Genomic DNA, 21,890 nt, shown 5'->3' with positions numbered 1-21,890 from the left:
AAAAGTACAAAATGAATAAAAATTATTACGCAATTATAATGGCTGGTGGAGTTGGTTCTCGATTTTGGCCAGTGAGCACAACCGAGTTTCCTAAGCAATTTCACGATATGTTAGGGACGGGCGAAACGTTAATTCAAAAGACTTTCACAAGATTGTCTCAGATTATTCCTAAAGAAAATATTTTGATTCTTACGAACGAGGTTTACAATGACATCGTTTTAGAGCAATTACCCATGATTCAACAAGAGCAAATTGTTTTAGAACCAGCTATGAGAAATACAGCACCTTGTATTCTATATGCTTCTTTAAAAATAAAAAAACAAAATCCTGATGCCATTATGGTGGTTGCGCCTTCGGATCATTGGATTGAAGATGAAGTACAGTTTTGTTCTAATCTTCAATACACTTTTGATTTTTGTGAGCGCGATGAGAACTTAATGACCTTGGGAATTTTACCAACGTTTGCTAATACGGGTTACGGTTATATTGAATTCGATAAATTAGATTCACGTCCTATAAAAAAGGTAAAACAATTCAGAGAAAAGCCAGATTATGCAACTGCAAGAAAGTTTATTCAAAGCCGAAATTTCCTCTGGAATGCGGGGATTTTCGTTTGGAGTGCAAAATCAGTTTTAAAAGCGTATAAGGAGTTTCAGCCTGTGATGTATGATCATTTTATGAATGGATATGAGGCCTTAAATACACCAAAAGAGGAAGCTTTTATAAAAGATAATTATCCATTAGCACAAAATATTTCGGTAGATTATGCCATTCTAGAAAAGGCACAAAATGTTTACGTGCTACCTGCAACTTTCGATTGGAATGATTTAGGGACTTGGGGATCGTTATATGATAAATTACCAAAAGACGAACAAGAAAATGCTGTCGTAAATGCTTCCGTTTATTTAGAGAATGCCACTAATAATATCATTAGAACTGAAGGGAAAAAGCTTGTTGTAATTGACGGTTTGACCGATTATATTATAGTAGATAAAGACGATGTTTTGTTGATTTATCCAAAAAATAAGGAGCAAAACATTAAGCAAATAGTTTCTAAATTGAACGAGTAGTTGATGGAAAACGGTAAAGAAAATCCTAGAAAAAGCATGCTTCAAGGTATTACATTATTTTTAAAAGAGACTTTTAATATTTTTGATGATACTGATGTTAATGCGACAATTGATGATGTAAAAGCGGGGATTCCTATTAAAGGCCAAACTGCATGGGTTTTAATCTTTTCGATTTTAATCGCGTCTGCGGGATTAAATACAAGTTCGTCTGCTGTTGTTATTGGTGCCATGTTGATTTCACCTTTAATGGGGCCTATTATGGGAATAGGGTTGTCATTAGGAATTAATGATATTTTTTTACTCCGAAAAGCGGTCAAAAATTTCGGAATTATGGTGGCTTTGAGTTTGATTACATCTTTTTTATATTTTAGCATTCCTGTCTTCCAAAATGAAACACCCGAATTAATCGCTAGAACTGGTCCTGATGTAAGAGATGTTATTATTGCTTTCTCTGGAGGTTTGGCATTAATTATTGCATTTAGTAGGCGTTCTAAAGCGATAACTACCATATCTGGAGTTGCTATTGCTACTGCTTTGATGCCCCCTTTGTGTACTGCGGGTTTTGGTTTAGCAACCGGGAAGTGGCATTTTTTTGGAGGAGCAATGTTTTTATTTTCAATTAATACTATTTTTATTGCTACCGCAACATTTGTAATCGTTAGATTTTTGAAGTTTCCTTTTGAGCAATATCTTGATTCTAAGAGGGAAAAAATCATTTCAAATGTTATTTATATCTCAGCTTTTGTAATTTTAATACCGAGTATTTTTTTCTTCTATAAATTATATAGACAGTCTGACTTTAACCAAACTATAAGTCATTTTATTCAAGAACAAAAAGAGAAAAAAGGCGTCTTGATTTTTGATATTGAAAAAGACTATTCTCAAAAAGAAATTTCATTTGCGATTATTGGCAATAAGGTAAATCAAAGTGATTTAAATGATTTAAAAGTTAATTTATCAAAGAAAGGATATGAGAACGTAAAAATTAACCTCATTAAGAATTATCAAGAAAGTGATGGGAATAAAAGTTTGAATGAGGATGAGAAGATTTTATTAACTTCTCAAAAAATTGCTAATAATCAATATCCAATTGCTTCCGTATTCGAGGAGATAAGCAAAGAGATACACGCAATTGACACTAGTATTGTTGAGGTTTCTTATGGTAGAATTTTAAAATCAAATTTTGATAAAATAGATACAATTCCCACCTTTTATATTAAATGGAGAACCGAAACTGAAAATGTCTCACTAAGAAATGATCAAATACAAAATTGGTTAAGAGTGAAAACAAGTAATTCAAAGTTAAAAGTTCAAGCTATTCAATAACATCGTCTTCTAAATACATTTTTCGAACACGTTTGAATAATTCAGAAGAATACACAAAATCAGTAACAGCTTCGTTGTCGGTTTTAAAGATTTCTTTGTTTGAACCTTCCCATTCCAATAATCCATTTTTTAAGAAAACAATTTTCTCTCCTATTTCCATAACGGAGTTCATGTCGTGCGTATTAATCACGGTAGTGATATTATATTCTTGAGTGATTTCCTGAATCAAATTGTCAATTACAATTGCCGTTTTTGGATCCAAACCTGAATTTGGTTCATCACAAAACAGATATTTTGGATTGTTTACAATAGCTCTGGCAATGGCAACACGTTTTTGCATTCCTCCAGAAATTTCTGAGGGTCTTTTGTGATGTGCATTGACTAAGTGAACCCTATCGATTACAAAATCAACACGCTCTTTAATTTCTTTTGTCGATTTATTGGTAAACATTTTTAATGGAAATCCAATGTTTTCTTCAACGGTCATACTGTCAAAAAGAGCACTTCCTTGAAATACCATTCCGATTTCGGTTCTTAACTCACGTCTTTCGTCGTTTGAAAGTTCGGAATAAATTCTACCGTCAAAAGAAATGGTCCCGCTATCAGGGGTGTGAATTCCTAATAACGATTTTAAGAAAACGGTTTTTCCAGAACCACTTTGTCCAATGATTAGATTGGTCATTCCAGCTTCAAAGCGAGTAGAAACTCCTTTTAATACGGTTTGTTCACCAAATTTTTTTACAATATTTTTTACCTCAATCATTAGCTTAAAAGAAGTTGTGTTAATATAAAATTCATTAAAATGATAACTACCGATGTCCAAACGAAAGAAACGGTACTTGCTTTACCCACTTCTAAAGCACCGCCTTTCATGTAATACCCATGGAAGGAAGGAATCGTAGCTAAAATGAAAGCAAAAACAATGGTTTTAATAAAAGCATAAGCAATATGAAATGGTATAAACTCCGCTTGAAGTCCGGTTGTGAATTCGAAACTAGTAGTAAATCCACCATAAACAGCAGCCATCCAACCACCAAAAACTCCTAAAAACATACTCATTCCAATCACAAATGGATATAACAGTAGGGCAATTATTTTAGGGAAAACCAAATAATTTAAGGAATTAACCCCCATAACTTCTAAGGCATCAATTTGTTCCGTAACGCGCATCGTTCCGATACTAGAAGTAATGAACGAACCCATTTTACCTGCCATGATGATCGAAATAAAAGTTGGGGCGAACTCTAATATAACTGATTGACGTGTTGCAAATCCAATTAAAAATTTAGGAATTAACGGATTCGTTAAGTTTAATGCTGTTTGAATAGCCACAACACCACCAACGAAAAATGATATGAAAGATACAATTCCAAGCGAATCGATAATTAAATCATCAACTTCTTTAAAGATTAATTGTTTCATGGCCGACCATTTAGTAGGCTTGTTGAAAATTTCTTTCAACATAATGAAGTATTTTCCTATTTGCGATAAGTAGCGAATGAGCATCATTTTTATAGTGTTCAGTATTCAGTTTCTAGTAAGCAGTAAAAATACAATTTTACAATCAATTTCTTATACTTCTTTTAATCTAACTTATGTCCCAAGTATTCTATTGCTCTTTCAAGAATTTCATCTCGACCTTCTTGAATGCCTTTAATTGTTTGATTAACTTCAATATCTATTTTAACTCCTTTTCTTTGAGCAATAGTTCCATCTGGATAATAAATTCCAGTTCCTGAGAAAAATGATTTATAATCACCAATAAATTTAGTAAAACTTAAATTTCCATCAGCACCTGCAGTTTGACTTCCTATTGTTATCACATTATTTGCAGTTTGTAGGCACATTACAGAAAATTCCGCCCTACTTTGGGTTTCCTCGTTTACCAACAAAACAACTTTTCCTTTATAAAAATCCTTATTCTTTTTTCCAGTCATACCATTTTGTTTCCAAATAAATTTTCCAGGATATTTTAAATCAGGAATACTTATTTTAACAAAGTCTTTCTTTTCTGAATTTAAATAGTTAGAAATCAAATATGGAATAAAGTTAGGATAATTTCTAATGTCGATAATAATGGCTTTAGTGTTTTCAAAAGTTTTCATCATTTGATCTACATCTTTCATTTCTAGGGTTGACATATCTACATATCCAATATTGTTTTCAATTATTTTGTATTTTTCTTTTTTATAATTCGTTTTAAAAATTAAATCAAAAGGATATCGATGAATAGTTTTGTTGTACTTTTTACCATTTCGTTCTATGTAAAAAACTAAACTATCAGTATTCCCGTTTGCAATTGTATAGTATGTATCTCTTGTTTTACTTTTCGGATTTGAACCATGAATATATTTTAATTTTTCCGCAATAATGTCTTTAATTGATTTATCATTGATTTTTTCAATAATATCACCTATTTGTAAGTTATTGATTTTTGATAATGAATCATTGTAAAAGCCAGTCACAATTGCTTTGTTCTCGATAATTTTTAATTTTGCTGGTATGAATTTTGATCCAAAAAAATCTATTGTAAATTTAGTTTTAAAAAGGCCATGACCATCATCTAGCTTAACGACTGTTTCCAACATAGCTAAGTGATACTCCATTTCTGATTTTGAATCAATGAATCTGGGTATCATCTCTAATAAGACTTTATCCCAGTTTTGATCTGTTAAATATTTATATGGATAAAAATATTCTATAGTATTCCAATATTTAAACAAGCTTAGCAATCGAAAATTTCTACTTGGATACTCAAAATCTTTGTATTCTGGCTCATTTCCAACTACAATATTACCATTGCTAGCAGCAGATATGTAGTAGCTTTTTCCTTGAAACCTATTATTCTCTATATACTTTAATTTTTTTGTTAGTTCATCAGAAAATACATTCCGGTCTTGGGTCCAAGAAAGATTAAAATTTTTATCAAATGAATGTTTTGAATTAATGGTTTTACAAGTTTTACATTCTTTAATATCTCCTAAACTATCAATCCAATCAATATAGATTTTGGATATTTCTTGAGTATTTTTAGCCTTTTCAATTTTAGGTAAAATGGTTAATAAATGCTCATCCCAGTTAAAACTCCCTTTGGCTACATTTGGATGATAATATTTGAGAAATCCCCATACTTTACATAGATTATAAAAGTTTTTTATTTCATTCTCATTTGGTTTTGAGTTCTCAATGTTTTGTCCTTGTATTAGACTTGACCAGCTAAATACAGAAAACAAAACTACGATATGTTTTATTTTCATTCGTTAATTTTTAAAGCTTGTTAATTTTAACCACACCAATAAAAAAGTCTAACTTGTTTGTGATTTTTATTTTCTCTTTTTTCTTTACAGATTTTTTGTCCTCGCTTAAATTTAAGATTTTTTTCTTCAAATGGAAGCAATCCAATTTCAAATCTTCTTTTGTTTATAGCTACAAATTTATTAGTATCTTCTGTTTGATGCCATTCATTGTAGTATTCGTCTATATTGCTGAATTTAGATTGAAAATCCATTATTGAGGCATAGATTTCAGGTTGTAAGTTTCCTTTAAATACTTCGTTTTTTAATAACTGATTATAACTTTTGTCTCTTGGATAGGAATAATAGTGAAGTAAAATAAGTTTAGCTTTATTGTTTCCAAACGAATAGTCGTAATTTGGTTTATTCGATAAACTTTTAATGCCTAGATAATTCAAATCGATGTTTCTTTCTTCTGGGAATCCATATTTTGTAATTAGTGGAATTAATTTTACATCAACAATATCTGAAATAATACTATCATATTTCTTCCAATAAATATCCTTGTTTTTTGAATCATAAGTGCTCAACGAATCCAAGTAATATATTTTCCACTTATTGTCTAAATTGGATAATTTGTTGATAGAATCAAGTAATGCATAATTGATGCTTTCCTTGTATTTCTTATTTAATATTTTAAATTGGGATTTTATGAATTTATCAAGATTATGTTTAGAAATATAATTTCCAATTAAACTATCATTAGTTAAATATTCAGGAATCAATCCTCTTTCAAATCCTTTTTTTAGTGAGTTTTTAAAGAATTTTATATCGTTTTCAATTGTTGCTACTTGCATAGCTGTAAAACAGTTTTTTGCTATTGGTTTTACATTAATTGAAAAAGCTTTTTTGTAATGTAGAAGCGCTTCTGAATAATTTTCTTTTAAAATAAAAGATTCGGCTTGATTTACACTTAAAGAATAGTTTAAATAAAGATTTGATTTGTCTTTTCTGGTGCTAGAGGTTAATAAAGTTGTTACTAAAAATACTAATATATATATCATTGATTTAATTTTTAAACTCAATCCCAACTTTATATGTGTTTTGTCTTTTAATCATATAATCATATTTTTTCCATAAAGCAGTTTCACCTTCATGAAGATATCTAAAATAAGGTATAATTTTGTTGTCTTTTGAAACTCCAATTGTGGTTATTCCAGGAGGATAATCAAATCCTAATGCTTGATAGTCTTCTTTAGAAAGATTTTTAATGGTAACGAAAATACCATTTGTAGGAAATTCAAATTCTTCTTCTTCTGAAAGTTCTAAAATAGCATAATCATCATCAATTTGACATGAAACTAAGAGGTTTTTTTTAAATATTTTTTCATTTGGAACTTCATAAATAGAATCAACAGTATAAAAATTTACTTGAATAGGGCTAAACTTAGCATTTCTTCTTTTATTAGTTTTTTTAGTTTCTAGGTTTTCCAGAACTTTATAATCATTGGTGTAAATCTTTAATTTTTGAATAATATTGCTTTGTTTTTTTTCATTTGGAAAATAAAGTGCAATTTCTATGTTACTACCAATTGAACTACTTTTTCCAAAGTTTTCAGGTAGAATATTTCTTGATGAAATCTTCGGAAATAATGATTCTGTTCTCTTTTTAGTTTTAGAAGACACAATTATTTCAATATCTTTCAATTCTTCAAGTTTTTCTTCTAGAAATAAAGTGTCTTGATTTGTTATATTATCAAATGTTTTTAGTTTATATTTTACATGTCTTATTAAAATTGAAGCGTTTAAGTCTACTTCTTTTATTGTAACACTTCCTAAACTATCTGTAATATATTTAGGAGAATTGTTAACAATTAGTAACGCATCTGTAATTGGAGATTTTAAAGTAGAAGCAACTGTGATTTTTTTTTGAGAAAAAACATTACTGACAAAAAGAAGTGTAAATAAGATAATATTTTTCATTTACTAAGAATTAAAACAACTTCTCTTTCATCTTCTTCCAACGATATTTTCTAACAAATTTTGCTTGTTCAGGTGTGACCAACATAGTTTTATTTTCTCTTTTTGCTTTCCAAAAACCTTTGATGTAATCTAAAAATAATAAAGGTTTTCCTTTTCGCATGGCTAGTTTTAAAGAAGCAACGGCTGTGATGAAAAAGCCATAACCTAAGGTATAAAAAGCTTCTCCTTGTTTGAATCTTGCAGCTTGATTGTAGCTAGCACCTGTAGGTTTTAGGTGTTTTACGTGTAAACTTTCATCAGTTACCACTTTCCAATGGTAAAATTTACAAAGTAATTCGTCAACGGTATCCCAACCCATTTGCGGTTTTAATCCGTCAATTTGTTTGAAGGTTTCTTTTCGATACGCTTTCAATGCGCCACGAATATGATTTTTATCGGTTAAGTTCTCTAAAACCCAATTCCCATTTTTTTCGATGTAACAAAAGCCACCAACCATTCCAATTCTCTTATTCGATTGGAAATGTTTGATAATGGTTTCGAAGTAATTCTTTGGAAAAATCAAATCAGCATCTGCTTTTACAATGATATCGTAATTGTCGTCGATGTTTTTTTCTCCTTCATGGAATGCTTGAATCACTTTACTTCCAGGTAAATGAATAGCATCCGATTTTTTATTCACTAAAGTAATAAATGGATATTTGGAAGCAAATTCAGAAACAATTTCCGGAGTTTTATCGGTAGAATTATCATTCACCACTACAATTTTTGTTGCTAAAACAGTTTGTTCTACTAACGATTGCAAAGTTAAGCTCATAAAAGCTTCTTCATTGTAGGCAGGAATGATAATGTAATATTTCATTTGGCTTGTCACTTTTTACTTATCACTTTTCACTCTTTCTGCGTAAACCAAATAATATCTCGGTGTAAACCATCTCAACAAAGGTCTAAAACCAATTTTTTTAACGGGATGTGTGAATTTCACTCGGTCAACAATTTTAAAGCCTGCTTTTTCAAGCAGCCAATCCAATTGCCAATCTTCAAATTCGTGGTAGTGTCTGTCCCACATGTCTGTTTTACTCCTGTAAGCAGAAGAAAACCACAAACGCAAAGGAATTGAAATTAAAACTTTGTCTGCTTTTACGTTTTGTAAAACCGTATAGGGATTTAGTAAATGTTCGAAAATCTCAAAACCTGTAAACACATCGTATTTTTCTGTTTGAAGTGCCGATTGATTGTTGTCAATGTCTTCTCCATGTGTGTTGATAACTGTATAACCATTATCTACCATAATTTTTGAAAAAGGATTAGGAACGCCTAAATCAAAAATAGTTTCAGAAGTTTTGATATGTTTTTTTAGAAAATCTAAAGTGATATTGAATCGTTTGCTCGGATATGTTTTTTCGTACATTATAAATTTGTTTAGCTTCGCTCAGTTCGGCATTGCCTTGAGTCAAGTTTAAAGTTTCAAGTTGAAAACAGTTGGTAAAATTAGCAATTTAACTTGAAACCTAAAACTTTAAACTTGGGACAAAAAATTATATTTTATACACCATAGCATTGATATTCATTCCGGAACCAACCGATGCAAAAATAATTACATCACCTTTGCTAAGTTCTTGGTTTTCTAATTTGCCTTTCATCATTAAATCGAAAAGGGTAGGAACCGTGGCAACACTAGAATTTCCTAATTTATGAATACTCATTGGCATAATACCTTCTGGTGGGGATTGCTTATATTGTTTGAAAAATCGATGAATAATAGCTTCGTCCATTTTTTCATTAGCTTGATGAATCAATACTTTTTTGACTTTTTCTATTGGAACGCCACTCTTTTCTAAACACGATGCCATTGCTTTCGGAACATTACTAAGAGCAAATTCATAAATTTTTCTTCCGTGCATTTTAATGTAACGCACATCTGGGTCATGGTCTTTGTTGAAAGAATTTCCAAAAAACAAATAATAAGCTTCGTCATAAGTAAATGAAGCGGTTTCGTGTGCCAAAATTCCGCCTTCGTCATCGCTTGCTTCTACTATTGTAGCCCCAGCGCCATCGGAATAAATCATGGAATCTCGGTCGTGTAAATCAACCACTCTTGATAAAGTTTCGGCACCGATTACCAAGCATTTTTTAGCCATTCCCGCTTTGATAAAGGCATAAGCTTGTATAACTCCTTCTACCCAGCCAGGGCAACCAAAAAGAATATCATAAGCAACACATTTTGGATTTTTAATTTTTAATCCATGTTTTACTCTAGTGGCTAAACTTGGTAAAATATCCGATTGAATGGCTCCTTTTTTTACATCACCAAAATTGTGTGCTAAAATGATATAATCTAAGGTTTCTCTGTCAATTTTAGCATCTTCAATTGCTTTTTCTGCAGCGATTAATGCAATATCTGAAGTGCATAAATCATCTGTTACATAACGGCGTTCGTGAATTCCTGTAATTTCTAAGAATTTTTGAGCAACGACATCATTTGGATAAGGAAACGGAGTTCCGTCATCATTTAAAAAAGTGTGTTGGGCAAAATCGATATTGGAAACTACTTCGGTAGGAATATAGCTTCCTGAACCTGTTATTTTGATATTCATTCTATTGTTCTTTTGTACACCTAAATTACAAATAATTGTTTGTTAATAATTTGATAAACTAATGGTTTTTGCCATTTTTGTGAATATCGTAGTGAAATAGGTTTAAAAAAGTGAAATTCTAAAATTAACTGCCATTAATTGAATTTTATCTTCATTATAGTCGCCATACTCAACGCTTGCGTTTTCATTTGTTCGGCATATTTTCCTGCGAAATGCTCATCAATAGTTGAATTGAAATGTGTTAGCCAAGTTTCAAAGTGTTCTTTAGTAAAAGCATGTTTGTCATGAACCTCTTTATGAATAGAAAACATATTGTTGTAATAACCTCCTTTTAAGAATAAAGATTGTTCCCAAAAAGTTGCTAGAATATCAAAATGTGCTTCTAAATGTTGGTCAACAGATGTTACTTTGGTAAAGAAAAAATTAATTGAATCATCGGATAAAAGTTTGTCGTAAAACTTTCTCATGATAAGTAAAATATCTTCTTGAGTTTCAATGTCTTTCATTTTTAGATTTTATGATTGCACAAATTTACAACAATACTTTTTGAAGCAATTGACTTTTATCATGTTTAAAAAAATCCCAAAAACCTGAATTGGAATTTGGGATTTTTAACTATTGAAAATTTATTTTTTTACATGTAAGCCTCAATTGGAGCACATGAACAAACTAAATTTCTATCGCCATACGCTTCGTCAATACGACGAACTGTTGGCCAAAATTTATTCTCAGCAATGTAATCCAATGCATAAGCAGCTTGTTCTCTTGTATAAGGGAAAACCCATTCGTTAGCTGTAACCATAGCTAAAGTATGAGGTGCATTTCTTAAAATGTTATTGGCATCATCTTTTGAAGAAGCTTCAATTTCTTTACGAATTGAAATCATCGCATCACAAAAACGATCTAATTCCGCTAAATCTTCTGATTCAGTTGGTTCAATCATTAAGGTTCCAGCTACTGGGAAAGAAACCGTTGGAGCATGGAAACCATAATCCATTAAACGTTTTGCGATATCCGTTACTTTGATTCCTTTTTCTTCGAAAGCTCTACAATCTAAAATCATTTCGTGAGCCGCTCTTCCCATTTCTCCAGAATATAATACTGGATAATGTGCTTCTAAACGCGCTTTCATATAATTTGCATTTAAGATAGCATATTTAGTAGCGTTAGTTAAGCCTTCAGCACCTAACATTGTGATGTAGCCATAAGAAATCAAACAAACTAAAGCTGAGCCATAAGGCGCAGAAGAAATCGCTGTGATTGCTTGACTTCCTCCTGTTGGAATAACTGGATTTGTTGGTAAGAATGGAACTAATTTTTCGTTCACACAAATTGGTCCAACACCAGGTCCACCACCACCGTGAGGGATAGCAAACGTTTTGTGTAAGTTTAAGTGACAAACATCAGCACCAATAGTAGCAGGATTCGTTAATCCAACTTGTGCATTCATGTTCGCACCATCCATATACACTAAACCACCATTTTCATGAATGATATTTGTAATTTCGATGATAGCACTTTCAAAAACTCCGTGAGTTGATGGATACGTTACCATCAAACAAGATAAGTTGTCTTTATGTAAGATTGCTTTTGCTCTCAAATCTTCTACATCGATATTACCATTATCCATGGTTTTAGTTACGATGATTTCCATTCCTGCCATAGCAGCAGAAGCTGGATTCGTTCCGTGAGCAGAAGCTGGAATTAAACACACATTTCTGTGGTTATCGCCTCTTGATTGGTGATAAGCACGAATCGCCATCAAACCAGCGTATTCACCTTGAGCACCTGAATTTGGTTGTAACGTTGTTCCTTGGAAACCAGTTACTACATTCAATTGTTGCTCTAATTTTTTCAACATGATTTGGTAACCTTCTGCTTGTTCAATTGGTGCAAAAGGGTGAATGCTGTTCCAGTTTGCCATAGATAAAGGTAACATTTCAGCAGCAGCATTTAATTTCATCGTACAAGAACCTAACGAAATCATTGAGTGGTTCAACGATAAATCTTTACGTTCTAATTTTTTGATGTAACGCATCAATTGCGATTCTGAATGATGGTTATTGAAAACATCATATTGTAAGAAAGTTGATTTTCTCACTAAATTTTCAGGAACCATTACTTCATTTGCTAATTGATTTACTGTAAATGTATCTTTTCCAGTAGCTTCAGCAAAAATTGCAATAATTTGATTGATGTCATTTACAGAAGTCGTTTCGTTGAATGAAATCGAAATCGTTTCAGCATCTGGATAGAAGAAGTTTACTTCGTGTTTTTCAGCAATCGCTTTTACTTTAGCTGCATCGGCTTTTACTAAAATTGTATCGAAGAAAGCAGAGTTTGTTTGGTAAACCCCTAATTTATTTAAAGCGTCAGCAGTAGTAACAGCAGAAGCATGAACTTTATCAGCAATATATTGTAAACCTTTTGGTCCATGATACACCGCATACATTCCAGCCATAACCGCTAATAAAACTTGAGCAGTACAGATGTTTGAAGTTGCTTTTTCACGTTTGATGTGTTGCTCGCGAGTTCCTAACGCCATACGTAATGCACGGTTTCCGTTCGCATCGATAGAAACACCGATGATTCTTCCTGGCATCGAACGTTTGAATTCTTCTTTTGTTGCGAAATAACCAGCGTGTGGCCCACCGTAACCCATTGGAATACCAAAACGTTGTGTAGTTCCAACTACAACTGCAGCGCCCATTTCACCTGGAGGCGTTAATTTTGCTAATGATAAAATATCAGCAGCAACTGCTACTTTGATTTCGTTTTCTGTAGCTTTTGCAATGAATCCCGCATAGTCATAAACTTGACCGTATTTTCCTGGATATTGTAAAATAGCACCAAAGAAATCAGTTGAGAAATCAAAAGTTTCATGATTTCCAACTACTAATTCAATATTTAATGGAGTTGAACGCGTTTGTAAAACTGATAAAGTTTGTGGTAAAATTTCTTCTGAAACGAAGAATTTCGACACATTATTTTTCTTTTGATCGCGTGTTCTTACATCGAATAACAATGCCATTGCTTCCGCAGCAGCTGTTCCTTCATCAAGTAACGATGCATTTGCGATTTCCATTCCGGTTAATTCGATAACTGTAGTTTGGAAATTCAAAATTGCTTCTAAACGACCTTGCGCAATTTCCGCTTGATAAGGTGTGTAAGCTGTGTACCATCCAGGGTTTTCAAAAATATTTCTCTGAATAACCGCAGGAACGATCGCTGGGTGATATCCTAAGCCAATGTATGATTTGAATACTTTATTTTTCTTTCCTAATTCTTGAATGTGAGTTAAATACTCATACTCTGTCATAGGAGCGTCTAAATTTAAGTCGTTTTTTAAACGAATATCATCTGGAATTGTTTCAAAAATTAATTGGTCTAAAGATTCTACACCAACCGTTTTAAACATGTGATTTAAGTCACTTTCACGTGGCCCTAAATGTCTCAAAGCGAATGCATCTGTTCTCATTTATTAAAAATGTGTATGTGTGTTATTATGTGTTGTTTTGGACAACAAAAGTAATTATTAATCTTGTATTTTTTTGTTTTTAAAATGTGAAATTTTGTAATTTTATCAACTAATTTCAAGTCTTATTAACAGATTGATTAATTTTGTTGAATGGTGGTTTTTAAGAAAATTCTCGATTTTTACATCAATAGTAGTTTGCATGTAGCATTATCAGCTTTTGCTTTAGTGTCGATGACGCAATATTTCTTCGGTATTGACGGCGATTTTTCGGTAGCTTTATTCGCTTTTTTTGGGACAGTAGTGGGTTATAATTTTGTGAAGTATGATGCCATAGCAAGGTTAAACAGAACCGAAATCAAAAAAGAACTCAAAGCTATCGTTTTTTTGAGTTTTATTTCGTTGTTGGCTTGTTTTTATTTTTTCTTGCAATTGAGTTGGGCAACAAAACTAAGTGCTTTTGCTTTTTTTGGACTGACTCTTTTATACACATTACCTTTTTTTCCAAACAAACAAAACGCTCGAAATTGGAAAGGCGTAAAAATCTACATCGTTGGAATTACTTGGGTTGGAGTAACTGTGATTTTGCCTTTGGTAGAAGCTGGAATTCCTTTTTCTATGGATGTTCTTTTAATGGCGATGCAACGTTTTTTATTAGTTTTCTCAATAGTTTTGGTGTTTGATATTGTAGATGTAAAACATGACGATATTCAATTACAAACCGTTCCCCAAAAAATAGGAGTGGAGCTGACGAAAAGACTAGGTTATCTCCTGTTGTTTTTACTCTTGATTTTAGAATTTTTCTATACCAATAATCATCACTTTTTACCATTCTTTTTCAAACTTTTGGTTTGCGGAACGATTGCTATTTTTCTCTTTTTTGCGAATGAAAACCGTTCGAGATATTATGCATCATTTTGGTTAGAAAGCGTTCCGATTTTGTGGTGGTTGGTTTTGGTGGTTTTCTGATAGTTCTTTTAAAATAGCATTTCGATAAATTATGAATTTAATTAGATGATTTTTTAAGAGTAATTTGTCAAATAGCTTTCCAACAAAACCAAACGGAGTTTCATAATCTAAAATATCAGTCATTATAGTTTGGTTTTCTTTTTGGGTAAAAAAATGTTGATGTTTGAAGTTTTTAAAATGCCCTTTTAATTGTTCGTCAACGAAATAGTTCGGAAAATCCATTTTAGTAATCATGCTTTGATGATTAAGATTAATACCAAAATGTTTTCCTTTCCAAGTTACAGTTTCTCCTTTGTTAATTAATCCTGAAGTTCTTCCTGCAATTGCTTTTTCATTTGTTTTACTAGCTGAATATTGGTGGATGTCGATATTTCTGCAATTATCAAAAACAATTTCAATTGGAGCTTTGATTTTTGTGGTGATTTTTATTTGTGTCATTGTTTTCTATTTTATAAATCAAGCCAAAAAATATTGATGTTAGTGAATAGGCTAGAACGGTGTTTTCTTCTCTATTATTGAAAATGATAACGAAGGATATAATAATTCCAATTGTACAAAAACCTAGTAATATAGGCTTTATGTAAATAGGTTTTATGCCTTTTTTATCCAATATGTAATATGTAATTCCAAGAATGATATAAGTTGGTAGTGAAAAAAATAATCCAAATATTACTGTAATTGGATAGACAGAAGTTAGATTGAATAAAGTTTCTATATCAGTATAATAGTAATTTATTATAACTGAAAGTATTGGCGCAACTAGTAAAGTTGAAAACCAATGTTTAATTAAGTAACTCCAATTCATAATTTTATAATTTATAATGACCTATCAAATTATTAATAAAAAGAATAGTATTCACCACTGCAAAAAGCACAAATAGCGTATTCATAAAATAGCTTCCAACTTTAAATAATTTTCTTTTAGGAATATCATACATTGGATAATAAGCAATTTGAGTGGCTACTTTCCCAACCCAATACGCAGTAATTAATCCTGTTAATGCCACAGCCAATGCAGATTGTCCTTTTAATTCATTTGTAAATAAAATTGCAATTAATCCGAAAGAGAAATTTAAACCTTGTATATATCTTCCGTAGGTTTTTGCAATTTCTTGATTTAATGGTTTTAGTTGTTTCACATCGTTATACCAATCAAAAACTTGATGGCGAATGTAAGGGTAAATTAAAGCTGTAAATATTTGACCAATTCCGCTTGTGATAATTAGCCAATTTGGGATGTTATAGTTCATGATTTTATTTGTTTTTTATTTTCAACGCTAATTTCAGAGCCAACTGCAAGCATGACTGAAATTGGTTTTTGATTGTTTAGAAATTCAAACGCTTCACCATAAGTTTTTTTGAAATCAATATCTAAATAATGATTTGTTACTTTGTATTGCTGCCATCTTGGATGTTTAACTTCATATTCAAATGTTTTTTCATGGTTTACTTTAGTGTAACCATAGTAATGTTCGGTTATAAATTCAGCCTCAGAATTTGCTTCAATTTCAGTTGGAGTTTTTTCAGTTTCAACTAAAATGGTGTTCCATTTGTTTTTTGTTTTCCATTGATAAACGTAATCTACTTTTTTTAGCTTGTTTTCAGTAATTGAGTGATTCATTTGTAATGTTTGATAATGTTCTTTGTAGATTGTATTTGCTACAATTGTTAGTGCTGGTTTTGGGACAATTTCTTTAATAAAAACAACACCGCGTTTCCATTCACTATTTTCAAAACGTTTTACATAAAATCGTAAATTGACTTCTTCAAAATTGATATGAAACGGAATTTTCAATCCCAATAATTTTACATTCTCAAACATAAATCCAACTAAACTTATGTAACATTTTCCATTCCAAATATCTATCTCTGTTCCTTTTGGAATGTATTGTTCTAAGATTTTAGCATCAACTTCATAATTGAATAATGCTAAGTTTTTCCATTGTGCGGTTAAGAAGCTCATGTTAGTTATTTTTTTGTTGAATAAATAATAATTGAAATATAAATACAAAGCACCAATGGAGTAAAAATTAACGGCCAAGTCAGAGCATCTATATAGTTTACATTCACGTTATAATACCACAAACTAAAAAATGTGGTTACTAGTAGAAAATATATTTTTATGTGAATATTTTCTTTATGGTTTTTCCAGAAAAAGATTCCAACAATTATTTGTAGTAAACCTGTTAACATTGTTGAATATGCCGCAAAATATAAACTGATTGGTTCTACAATTCCCAAAACCCCAAGGAATAAAGGAATTATTATTGCGATTGAATTAGTTAATTTTAAATTTTTCATAGTATTTATTATTTTAAACTTTCAGAAATAATTGAAAGTTTTGATTAAAAAAAAAGTTACTTCATGATTTTAACAACTAATTTTGCCAACCAATTGTCTTTGTATTCTGTGATTTTATCCAGAACGTTATCGGCTTTTAATACGAAATCGTACAATTTTGTGGTTTGATCGACGAAATGTCTTTCTGCTTCTGTACCATCCGATTTGATTGTAGAAACTTCTTTTAAAACTTTCAAAGCGGGTTTGATTTCACGTTTGCTTCTTTCTCTTGAAATTTTTACGGCTAATTCATCTAAATCTTTTTCGGCGGTGAAAAATTCACGTCTTTCGCCTGCTTTGTATTCTTTGTAAACGATGCCCCAATCCATTAACGCCCTTAAATTCATAGAAGCATTTCCGCGCGAAATTTGTAATTCTTCCATAATGTCTTCCATTGAAACGGGTTCGTGCGAAACCATCAACAACGCATGAATCTGTGCCATGGTTTTGTTAATGCCCCATTGAGAACCTAAAGCTCCCCAAGTTTGTACGAATTTATTTTTTGCTTCTTTGAATTCCATTTTTTAGAATTATTTCATTTTAACAGGACAAAGTTAAGTAAAAGTTTTTAAAGTTTCAAAAAAAAATGAAAGTTTGTTTTTAAAAGAAACTTCGGTTTCTAAATATCTAAAATTCTAATAATCTAAATCAACCCAGCTCTCTTCAAAAGTGCCTCCACTTTCGGTTCCTGACCTCTGAATTTTTTATACAATTCCATTGGTAATTCGGTACCGCCTTTTGAAAGTACGTTGTCTTTGAATTTGGTTGCTACTTCTTTATTGAAAATCCCTTTTTCTTGGAAATACGCAAACGCATCGGCATCTAAAACTTCCGCCCATTTGTAGCTGTAATAGCCAGAAGAATAACCACCTTGAAAAATATGCGAGAACGAAGTACTCATACAATTTTCAGCTACATCTGGATATAAACTTGTGCCTTCCATAGCTTGTTTTTCAAAGGCTTTCACATCGTCAATAGTTTGCGATTTTCCGTGATAGGTCATATCTAAAATTCCGAAACTCAATTGTCTTAAAGTAGCCATTCCTTCTAAGAAACTCGCACTTTCTTTGATTTTTTCTACGTATTGTTGCGGAATAATTTCACCCGTTTCGTAATGTTTCGCAAACAAAGCCAACGCTTCAGGTTCGTAACACCAGTTTTCCATCACTTGACTTGGTAATTCCACAAAATCCCAATACACTGAAGTTCCCGATAAACTTGGATAAGTTGTATTCGCTAACATGCCGTGTAAAGCGTGCCCAAATTCGTGAAACAATGTTGTTACTTCGTTGAAAGTCAATAACGATGGTTTTGTTTCGGTTGGCGGTGTGAAATTACAAACGATTGAAACATGTGGTCGTTCGTTGATTCCGTTCTTATTATATTGTGGTTTGTAGGATGTCATCCAAGCGCCGTTTCGTTTTCCTTTTCTCGGGAAGAAATCCGAATAGAAAATAGCAACTAATTGTCCTTCAAAGTCTAATACTTCAAAAGTCTGAACATCTTTATGATACTTATCAATATCAAAAACTTCTTTAAACGTGATTCCGAATAATTTTTCTGCAATCGTGAAAGCACCATTCAATACATTTTCTAATTTGAAATAGGGTTTCAATAACTCATCATCTAAACTGAATAATTTTTGTTTCAATTTTTCCGAATAATAAGCGCCATCCCATTTTTCTAATTGGTCAATTCCGTCAAACTCTTTGGCAAAAGCAGTTAATTCAGCAAATTCTTTTAGAGCTGCTGGTTTTGCTTTTTCCAACAAATCATTCAAAAACGATTGTACTTTTTCTGGATTTTGTGCCATTCGTTCTTCTAAAACAAAATGTGCATGCGATTGATACCCCAATAAATTAGCACGTTTGTGACGTAATTCTACAATGCGTTTTACGTTTTCTTGATTATCGAATTCGTTATCTTGAAATGCTTTTTTTCCAGCAGCAATAGCGATTTCTTTTCGCAGTTCCCGATTTTCGACATAAGTTACAAAAGGTAAATAACTTGGGAAATCTAAAGTAAAAACCCAACCTTTCAAGTTTTTCGATTTTGCCAAACTTGCCGCCATTTCTTTAGCGCCATCAGGTAAACCTTTTAAATCGGCTTCTTTGGTAATGTGTAATTGATAGTTATTGGTTTCTGCCAAAACATTTTCTCCGAAAGTCAGTTTGATTTTGGCTAATTCGGTATCAATTTCGCGTAGTTTTAATTTATCTTCTTCATTCAGTAAAGCTCCATTTCTAGAAAAACCTTTGAATTTTTTATCTAATAATGTTGCTTGTTCAGTAGTTAATGTCAAAGTGTCTTTTTGATCATAAATGGCTTTGACACGTTTGAATAAGTCTTCGTTCAAAGCAATATCATTACTAAAAGATGTAAGTAAAGGTGAAACTTCTTGTGCGATTTTTTGCATTTCATCACAAGTTTCCGCCGAATTCAAATTGAAGAAAATATTAGATAAACGATCCAATTGTTCGCCTGAATAATCTAAAGCTTCAATTGTATTCGAAAAAGTAGGTGTTTCTGTGTTTTTTACAATGCTATCGATTTCAGTACGAGCAAGTTCGATTGTTTTTTCAAAAGCTTCTTTGTAATCTGAAAGGTTAATCTTACTAAAAGGTGCTGTATTGTGCTTTGTTGTAAATTTTTTTAAAAAAAGTGTCATAAAAATTTGTTTTTACCGATAAAGTGTATAATTTTGTCGATGAAACGATGTCGAAACATCCTTTTTGTCCCAAATCAGAGAGAGAGTAGAATTTTTTTATAGTTGTCACTTAATTGTGAGTAGAAACCCCAAATGATTCATTTGGGGTTTTCTGTTTTATTTTAATCCTTCCGAAGCTTTTAAGACGGCTTGTTTTAATCCTTCTTTGTAAGTAATGATTTTGTCTAACACGCATTTGTCATTACTTCCTATAATTTGTGCTGCTAAGATTCCGGCATTTTTAGCTCCGTTTAAGGCAACTGTTGCTACAGGAACTCCACCAGGCATTTGTAAAATCGATAAAACCGAATCCCAACCATCAATAGAATTACTAGATTTCACTGGAACACCAATAACAGGAAGCGGCGACATAGAAGCAACCATTCCAGGTAGATGAGCCGCACCACCAGCACCAGCAATAATTACTGAAATGCCTCTTTCGTGTGCATTTTTACTGAAATCAAATAATTTTTCAGGTGTACGATGAGCCGAAACAATATCTACTTCGGTTTCGATATCAAATCCTTTTAATATGTCGATGGCTTCTTGCATTACCGGCATGTCCGAAATGCTGCCCATTATTATGGCTACTTTCATAATTAGCCCCCTAACCCCCAAAGGGGGAATTCCTACTAGGGGTGAGTAGGGTTTATTTTTTTTGTTAGTTTTATTCTTAAAATTAAAATTGTTAAAAAACAAATTATATAATTTAAAATGAAATTTTTAAAATTTGAACCGTGTAATAAATCAATCCCATTACAATTGTCACTGAATGCTAGTTGATTATAATAATTTAGTGGAAATCCAATTTTTAAATTAGGAGAAGTTCTATTTATAGTATTAAAAACCAAAGAAAACAGAAAAGATATAAACGACAAAATACAAAACAAAATTGTCGAATAAAAAATAATATGTAAAATCTTTTTTGTCATTTTCAATTCGGTTTTAAATTCCCCCTTTGGGGGTTAGGGGGCTACTAATAACTCTAATTGAATTCTTCACTTCCTCTGCAATTCTTCTTGCTTCTGTCATGTCTTCATTTACAATTGTAACGTGTCCCATTTTTCGGAAAGGGCGTGTTTCTCTTTTTCCGTAAATGTGAGGTGTTACGCCATTAATTGCCATGATTTTTTCTATGTTTTCGTAAACTACTTGTCCAGAAAAACCTTCTTCACCTACCAAATTTACCATAATTCCGGCAACTTTACTATCGGTATTTCCTAAAGGTAAGTTTAAAATCGCACGTAAATGATTTTCAAATTGCGAAGTATAACTCGCTTCAATCGAATAATGTCCAGAATTATGCGGGCGAGGAGCGACTTCGTTTACTAAAATTTCATCATTTTCCGTTTGGAACATTTCTACTGCTAACAATCCAACATGATGAAACGCTTCTGAAACTTTCAAAGCAACTTCGGTAGCTTTTTGTGCTACTTTTTCATCAATACGTGCTGGACAAATTACATATTCTACTTGATTGGCCTCAGGATGAAATTCCATTTCTACCACTGGATAGGTTTTTACTTCTCCAGAAACCGAACGCGCTACAATCACCGCCAACTCATTTTTAAATGGAACCATTTCTTCAGCAATACATTCTACATCGGGTAATTTTACCAAGTCTAATGCAGAGCGACAAATTTTAACACCATTTCCATCATATCCAAACTGCGCACATTTCCAAACGAATGGGAATTCTAATTCGTCTTTTGCTAAAGCATTTCTTAAGTCGTTTAAATCAACAAATCGTTGATGTGGCGAAGTAGGAATGTCGTTTGAAACGTAATAATCTTTTTGTTTTCCTTTGTTTTGAATTAAACGTAAAGTTTTTGGTGAAGGGTAAATTGGTAATCCTTCTTCTTCCAATTTATCTAAAGCGTCTAGATTTACATTTTCGATTTCGATGGTTAATAAGTTGACCATTTTACCAAACTGGTACACCGTATCAAAATCCATTAAACTGCCTTTGTAAAATCCGTTGCAACTGTATCGTGCTGGTGCTTCTTCACTTGGTTCTAAAACTAAAGTTTGGATGTCGAATTTTCGAGTTTCAGTCAAAAGCATTTTCCCTAATTGACCGCCTCCTAAAATTCCTAATTTAAAATCAGAAGAAAAATAATTCATTTCGTCGTAGTTATTGTTTTTTATTTGTCTCATGCGGTCGCTTCGCTCGAGTCATGTGTGTTGTTGTTT

Annotated in this window: 21 protein-coding genes; 3 read left to right on the top strand and 18 right to left on the bottom strand. The window is 31.9% G+C overall.

Features of this window, described 5'->3' with window-relative positions; translation table 11 throughout:
* Positions 1-11 precede the first annotated feature (11 nt).
* Both BUE95_RS08660 and BUE95_RS08655 read left to right on the top strand, forming a co-directional pair.
* The gene (locus tag BUE95_RS08660) at positions 12-1,070 is read left to right on the top strand and encodes a mannose-1-phosphate guanylyltransferase (protein ID WP_073583447.1); all 1,059 of its coding nucleotides are present in this window, start codon (positions 12-14) and stop codon (positions 1,068-1,070) included.
* A 3-nt stretch (positions 1,071-1,073) separates the two neighbouring features.
* Positions 1,074-2,396, top strand: coding sequence for a DUF389 domain-containing protein (locus tag BUE95_RS08655; protein WP_073583444.1), 1,323 nt, complete (start codon positions 1,074-1,076; stop codon positions 2,394-2,396).
* Here BUE95_RS08655 and BUE95_RS08650 read toward each other — a convergent pair.
* The 10 genes from BUE95_RS08650 to gcvP all read right to left on the bottom strand — a co-directional run bounded on the left by BUE95_RS08650 (position 2,386) and on the right by gcvP (position 13,684).
* Entirely contained in the window at positions 2,386-3,159 is a 774-nt protein-coding gene (locus BUE95_RS08650) for an ABC transporter ATP-binding protein (RefSeq protein WP_073583442.1), read from the bottom strand. The genes BUE95_RS08655 and BUE95_RS08650 overlap by 11 nt on opposite strands.
* Entirely contained in the window at positions 3,159-3,905 is a 747-nt protein-coding gene (locus tag BUE95_RS08645; RefSeq protein ID WP_073583439.1) for an MlaE family ABC transporter permease, read from the bottom strand. The genes BUE95_RS08650 and BUE95_RS08645 overlap by 1 nt, the downstream gene beginning before the upstream one ends.
* A gap of 74 nt (positions 3,906-3,979) precedes the next feature.
* The gene (locus BUE95_RS08640; RefSeq protein ID WP_084530253.1) at positions 3,980-5,653 is read right to left on the bottom strand and encodes a S41 family peptidase; all 1,674 of its coding nucleotides are present in this window, start codon (positions 5,651-5,653) and stop codon (positions 3,980-3,982) included.
* Between the two features lie 26 nt (positions 5,654-5,679).
* Complete coding sequence (locus BUE95_RS08635) at positions 5,680-6,693, bottom strand: hypothetical protein (RefSeq protein ID WP_143165253.1); 1,014 nt, start codon at positions 6,691-6,693, stop codon at positions 5,680-5,682.
* A gap of 4 nt (positions 6,694-6,697) precedes the next feature.
* Positions 6,698-7,612 carry a hypothetical protein gene (locus BUE95_RS08630; protein WP_026725685.1) on the bottom strand — a complete coding sequence of 305 codons (915 nt, stop codon included), beginning with the start codon at positions 7,610-7,612 and terminating at the stop codon, positions 6,698-6,700.
* Positions 7,613-7,622: 10 nt separating this feature from the next.
* Complete coding sequence (locus BUE95_RS08625; protein ID WP_073583540.1) at positions 7,623-8,471, bottom strand: glycosyltransferase family 2 protein; 849 nt, start codon at positions 8,469-8,471, stop codon at positions 7,623-7,625.
* A 15-nt stretch (positions 8,472-8,486) separates the two neighbouring features.
* On the bottom strand, positions 8,487-9,020 hold the full coding sequence (locus tag BUE95_RS08620) for a class I SAM-dependent methyltransferase (RefSeq protein WP_073583433.1): 534 nt from the start codon (positions 9,018-9,020) through the stop codon (positions 8,487-8,489).
* Between the two features lie 127 nt (positions 9,021-9,147).
* On the bottom strand, positions 9,148-10,206 hold the full coding sequence (locus tag BUE95_RS08615) for a 3-oxoacyl-ACP synthase III family protein (protein ID WP_073583430.1): 1,059 nt from the start codon (positions 10,204-10,206) through the stop codon (positions 9,148-9,150).
* A 134-nt stretch (positions 10,207-10,340) separates the two neighbouring features.
* The gene (locus tag BUE95_RS08610) at positions 10,341-10,712 is read right to left on the bottom strand and encodes a group III truncated hemoglobin (RefSeq protein ID WP_073583399.1); all 372 of its coding nucleotides are present in this window, start codon (positions 10,710-10,712) and stop codon (positions 10,341-10,343) included.
* A 128-nt stretch (positions 10,713-10,840) separates the two neighbouring features.
* Entirely contained in the window at positions 10,841-13,684 is a 2,844-nt protein-coding gene (gcvP, locus tag BUE95_RS08605; RefSeq protein ID WP_073583397.1) for an aminomethyl-transferring glycine dehydrogenase, read from the bottom strand.
* Between the two features lie 150 nt (positions 13,685-13,834).
* On the opposite strand from gcvP, the gene BUE95_RS08600 reads away from it, so the two are divergent.
* Entirely contained in the window at positions 13,835-14,650 is an 816-nt protein-coding gene (locus BUE95_RS08600) for a UbiA prenyltransferase family protein (protein WP_073583395.1), read from the top strand.
* Here BUE95_RS08600 and BUE95_RS08595 read toward each other — a convergent pair.
* The 8 genes from BUE95_RS08595 to BUE95_RS08555 form a co-directional block, all read right to left on the bottom strand.
* Entirely contained in the window at positions 14,603-15,088 is a 486-nt protein-coding gene (locus tag BUE95_RS08595; RefSeq protein ID WP_073583393.1) for an SRPBCC family protein, read from the bottom strand. The two genes, BUE95_RS08600 and BUE95_RS08595, sit on opposite strands and share 48 nt — an antisense overlap.
* A 371-nt stretch (positions 15,089-15,459) precedes the next feature.
* Positions 15,460-15,900 carry a hypothetical protein gene (locus BUE95_RS08585; RefSeq protein ID WP_073583389.1) on the bottom strand — a complete coding sequence of 147 codons (441 nt, stop codon included), beginning with the start codon at positions 15,898-15,900 and terminating at the stop codon, positions 15,460-15,462.
* A complete protein-coding gene (locus BUE95_RS08580) occupies positions 15,897-16,613 on the bottom strand; it encodes a YqjF family protein (protein WP_073583538.1) in 717 nt (238 codons plus the stop codon). The genes BUE95_RS08585 and BUE95_RS08580 overlap by 4 nt, the downstream gene beginning before the upstream one ends.
* Positions 16,614-16,618: 5 nt before the next feature.
* Positions 16,619-16,951 carry a hypothetical protein gene (locus BUE95_RS08575; RefSeq protein WP_073583387.1) on the bottom strand — a complete coding sequence of 111 codons (333 nt, stop codon included), beginning with the start codon at positions 16,949-16,951 and terminating at the stop codon, positions 16,619-16,621.
* 56 nt (positions 16,952-17,007) lie between these two features.
* Entirely contained in the window at positions 17,008-17,511 is a 504-nt protein-coding gene (locus tag BUE95_RS08570; protein WP_073583385.1) for a GbsR/MarR family transcriptional regulator, read from the bottom strand.
* Between the two features lie 122 nt (positions 17,512-17,633).
* A complete protein-coding gene (locus BUE95_RS08565; RefSeq protein WP_073583383.1) occupies positions 17,634-19,658 on the bottom strand; it encodes a M3 family metallopeptidase in 2,025 nt (674 codons plus the stop codon).
* Between the two features lie 156 nt (positions 19,659-19,814).
* On the bottom strand, positions 19,815-20,297 hold the full coding sequence (purE, locus tag BUE95_RS08560) for a 5-(carboxyamino)imidazole ribonucleotide mutase (RefSeq protein WP_073583537.1): 483 nt from the start codon (positions 20,295-20,297) through the stop codon (positions 19,815-19,817).
* Positions 20,298-20,642: 345 nt separating this feature from the next.
* A complete protein-coding gene (locus BUE95_RS08555) occupies positions 20,643-21,821 on the bottom strand; it encodes a 5-(carboxyamino)imidazole ribonucleotide synthase (RefSeq protein WP_073583536.1) in 1,179 nt (392 codons plus the stop codon).
* Positions 21,822-21,890: the final 69 nt, after the last annotated feature.

This window comes from Flavobacterium cucumis (assembly GCF_900148835.1).
Classification (GTDB): domain Bacteria; phylum Bacteroidota; class Bacteroidia; order Flavobacteriales; family Flavobacteriaceae; genus Flavobacterium; species Flavobacterium cucumis.
The sequence above is the reverse complement of the archived record's forward strand: the minus strand, read 5'-3'. Positions and strand labels throughout refer to the sequence as shown.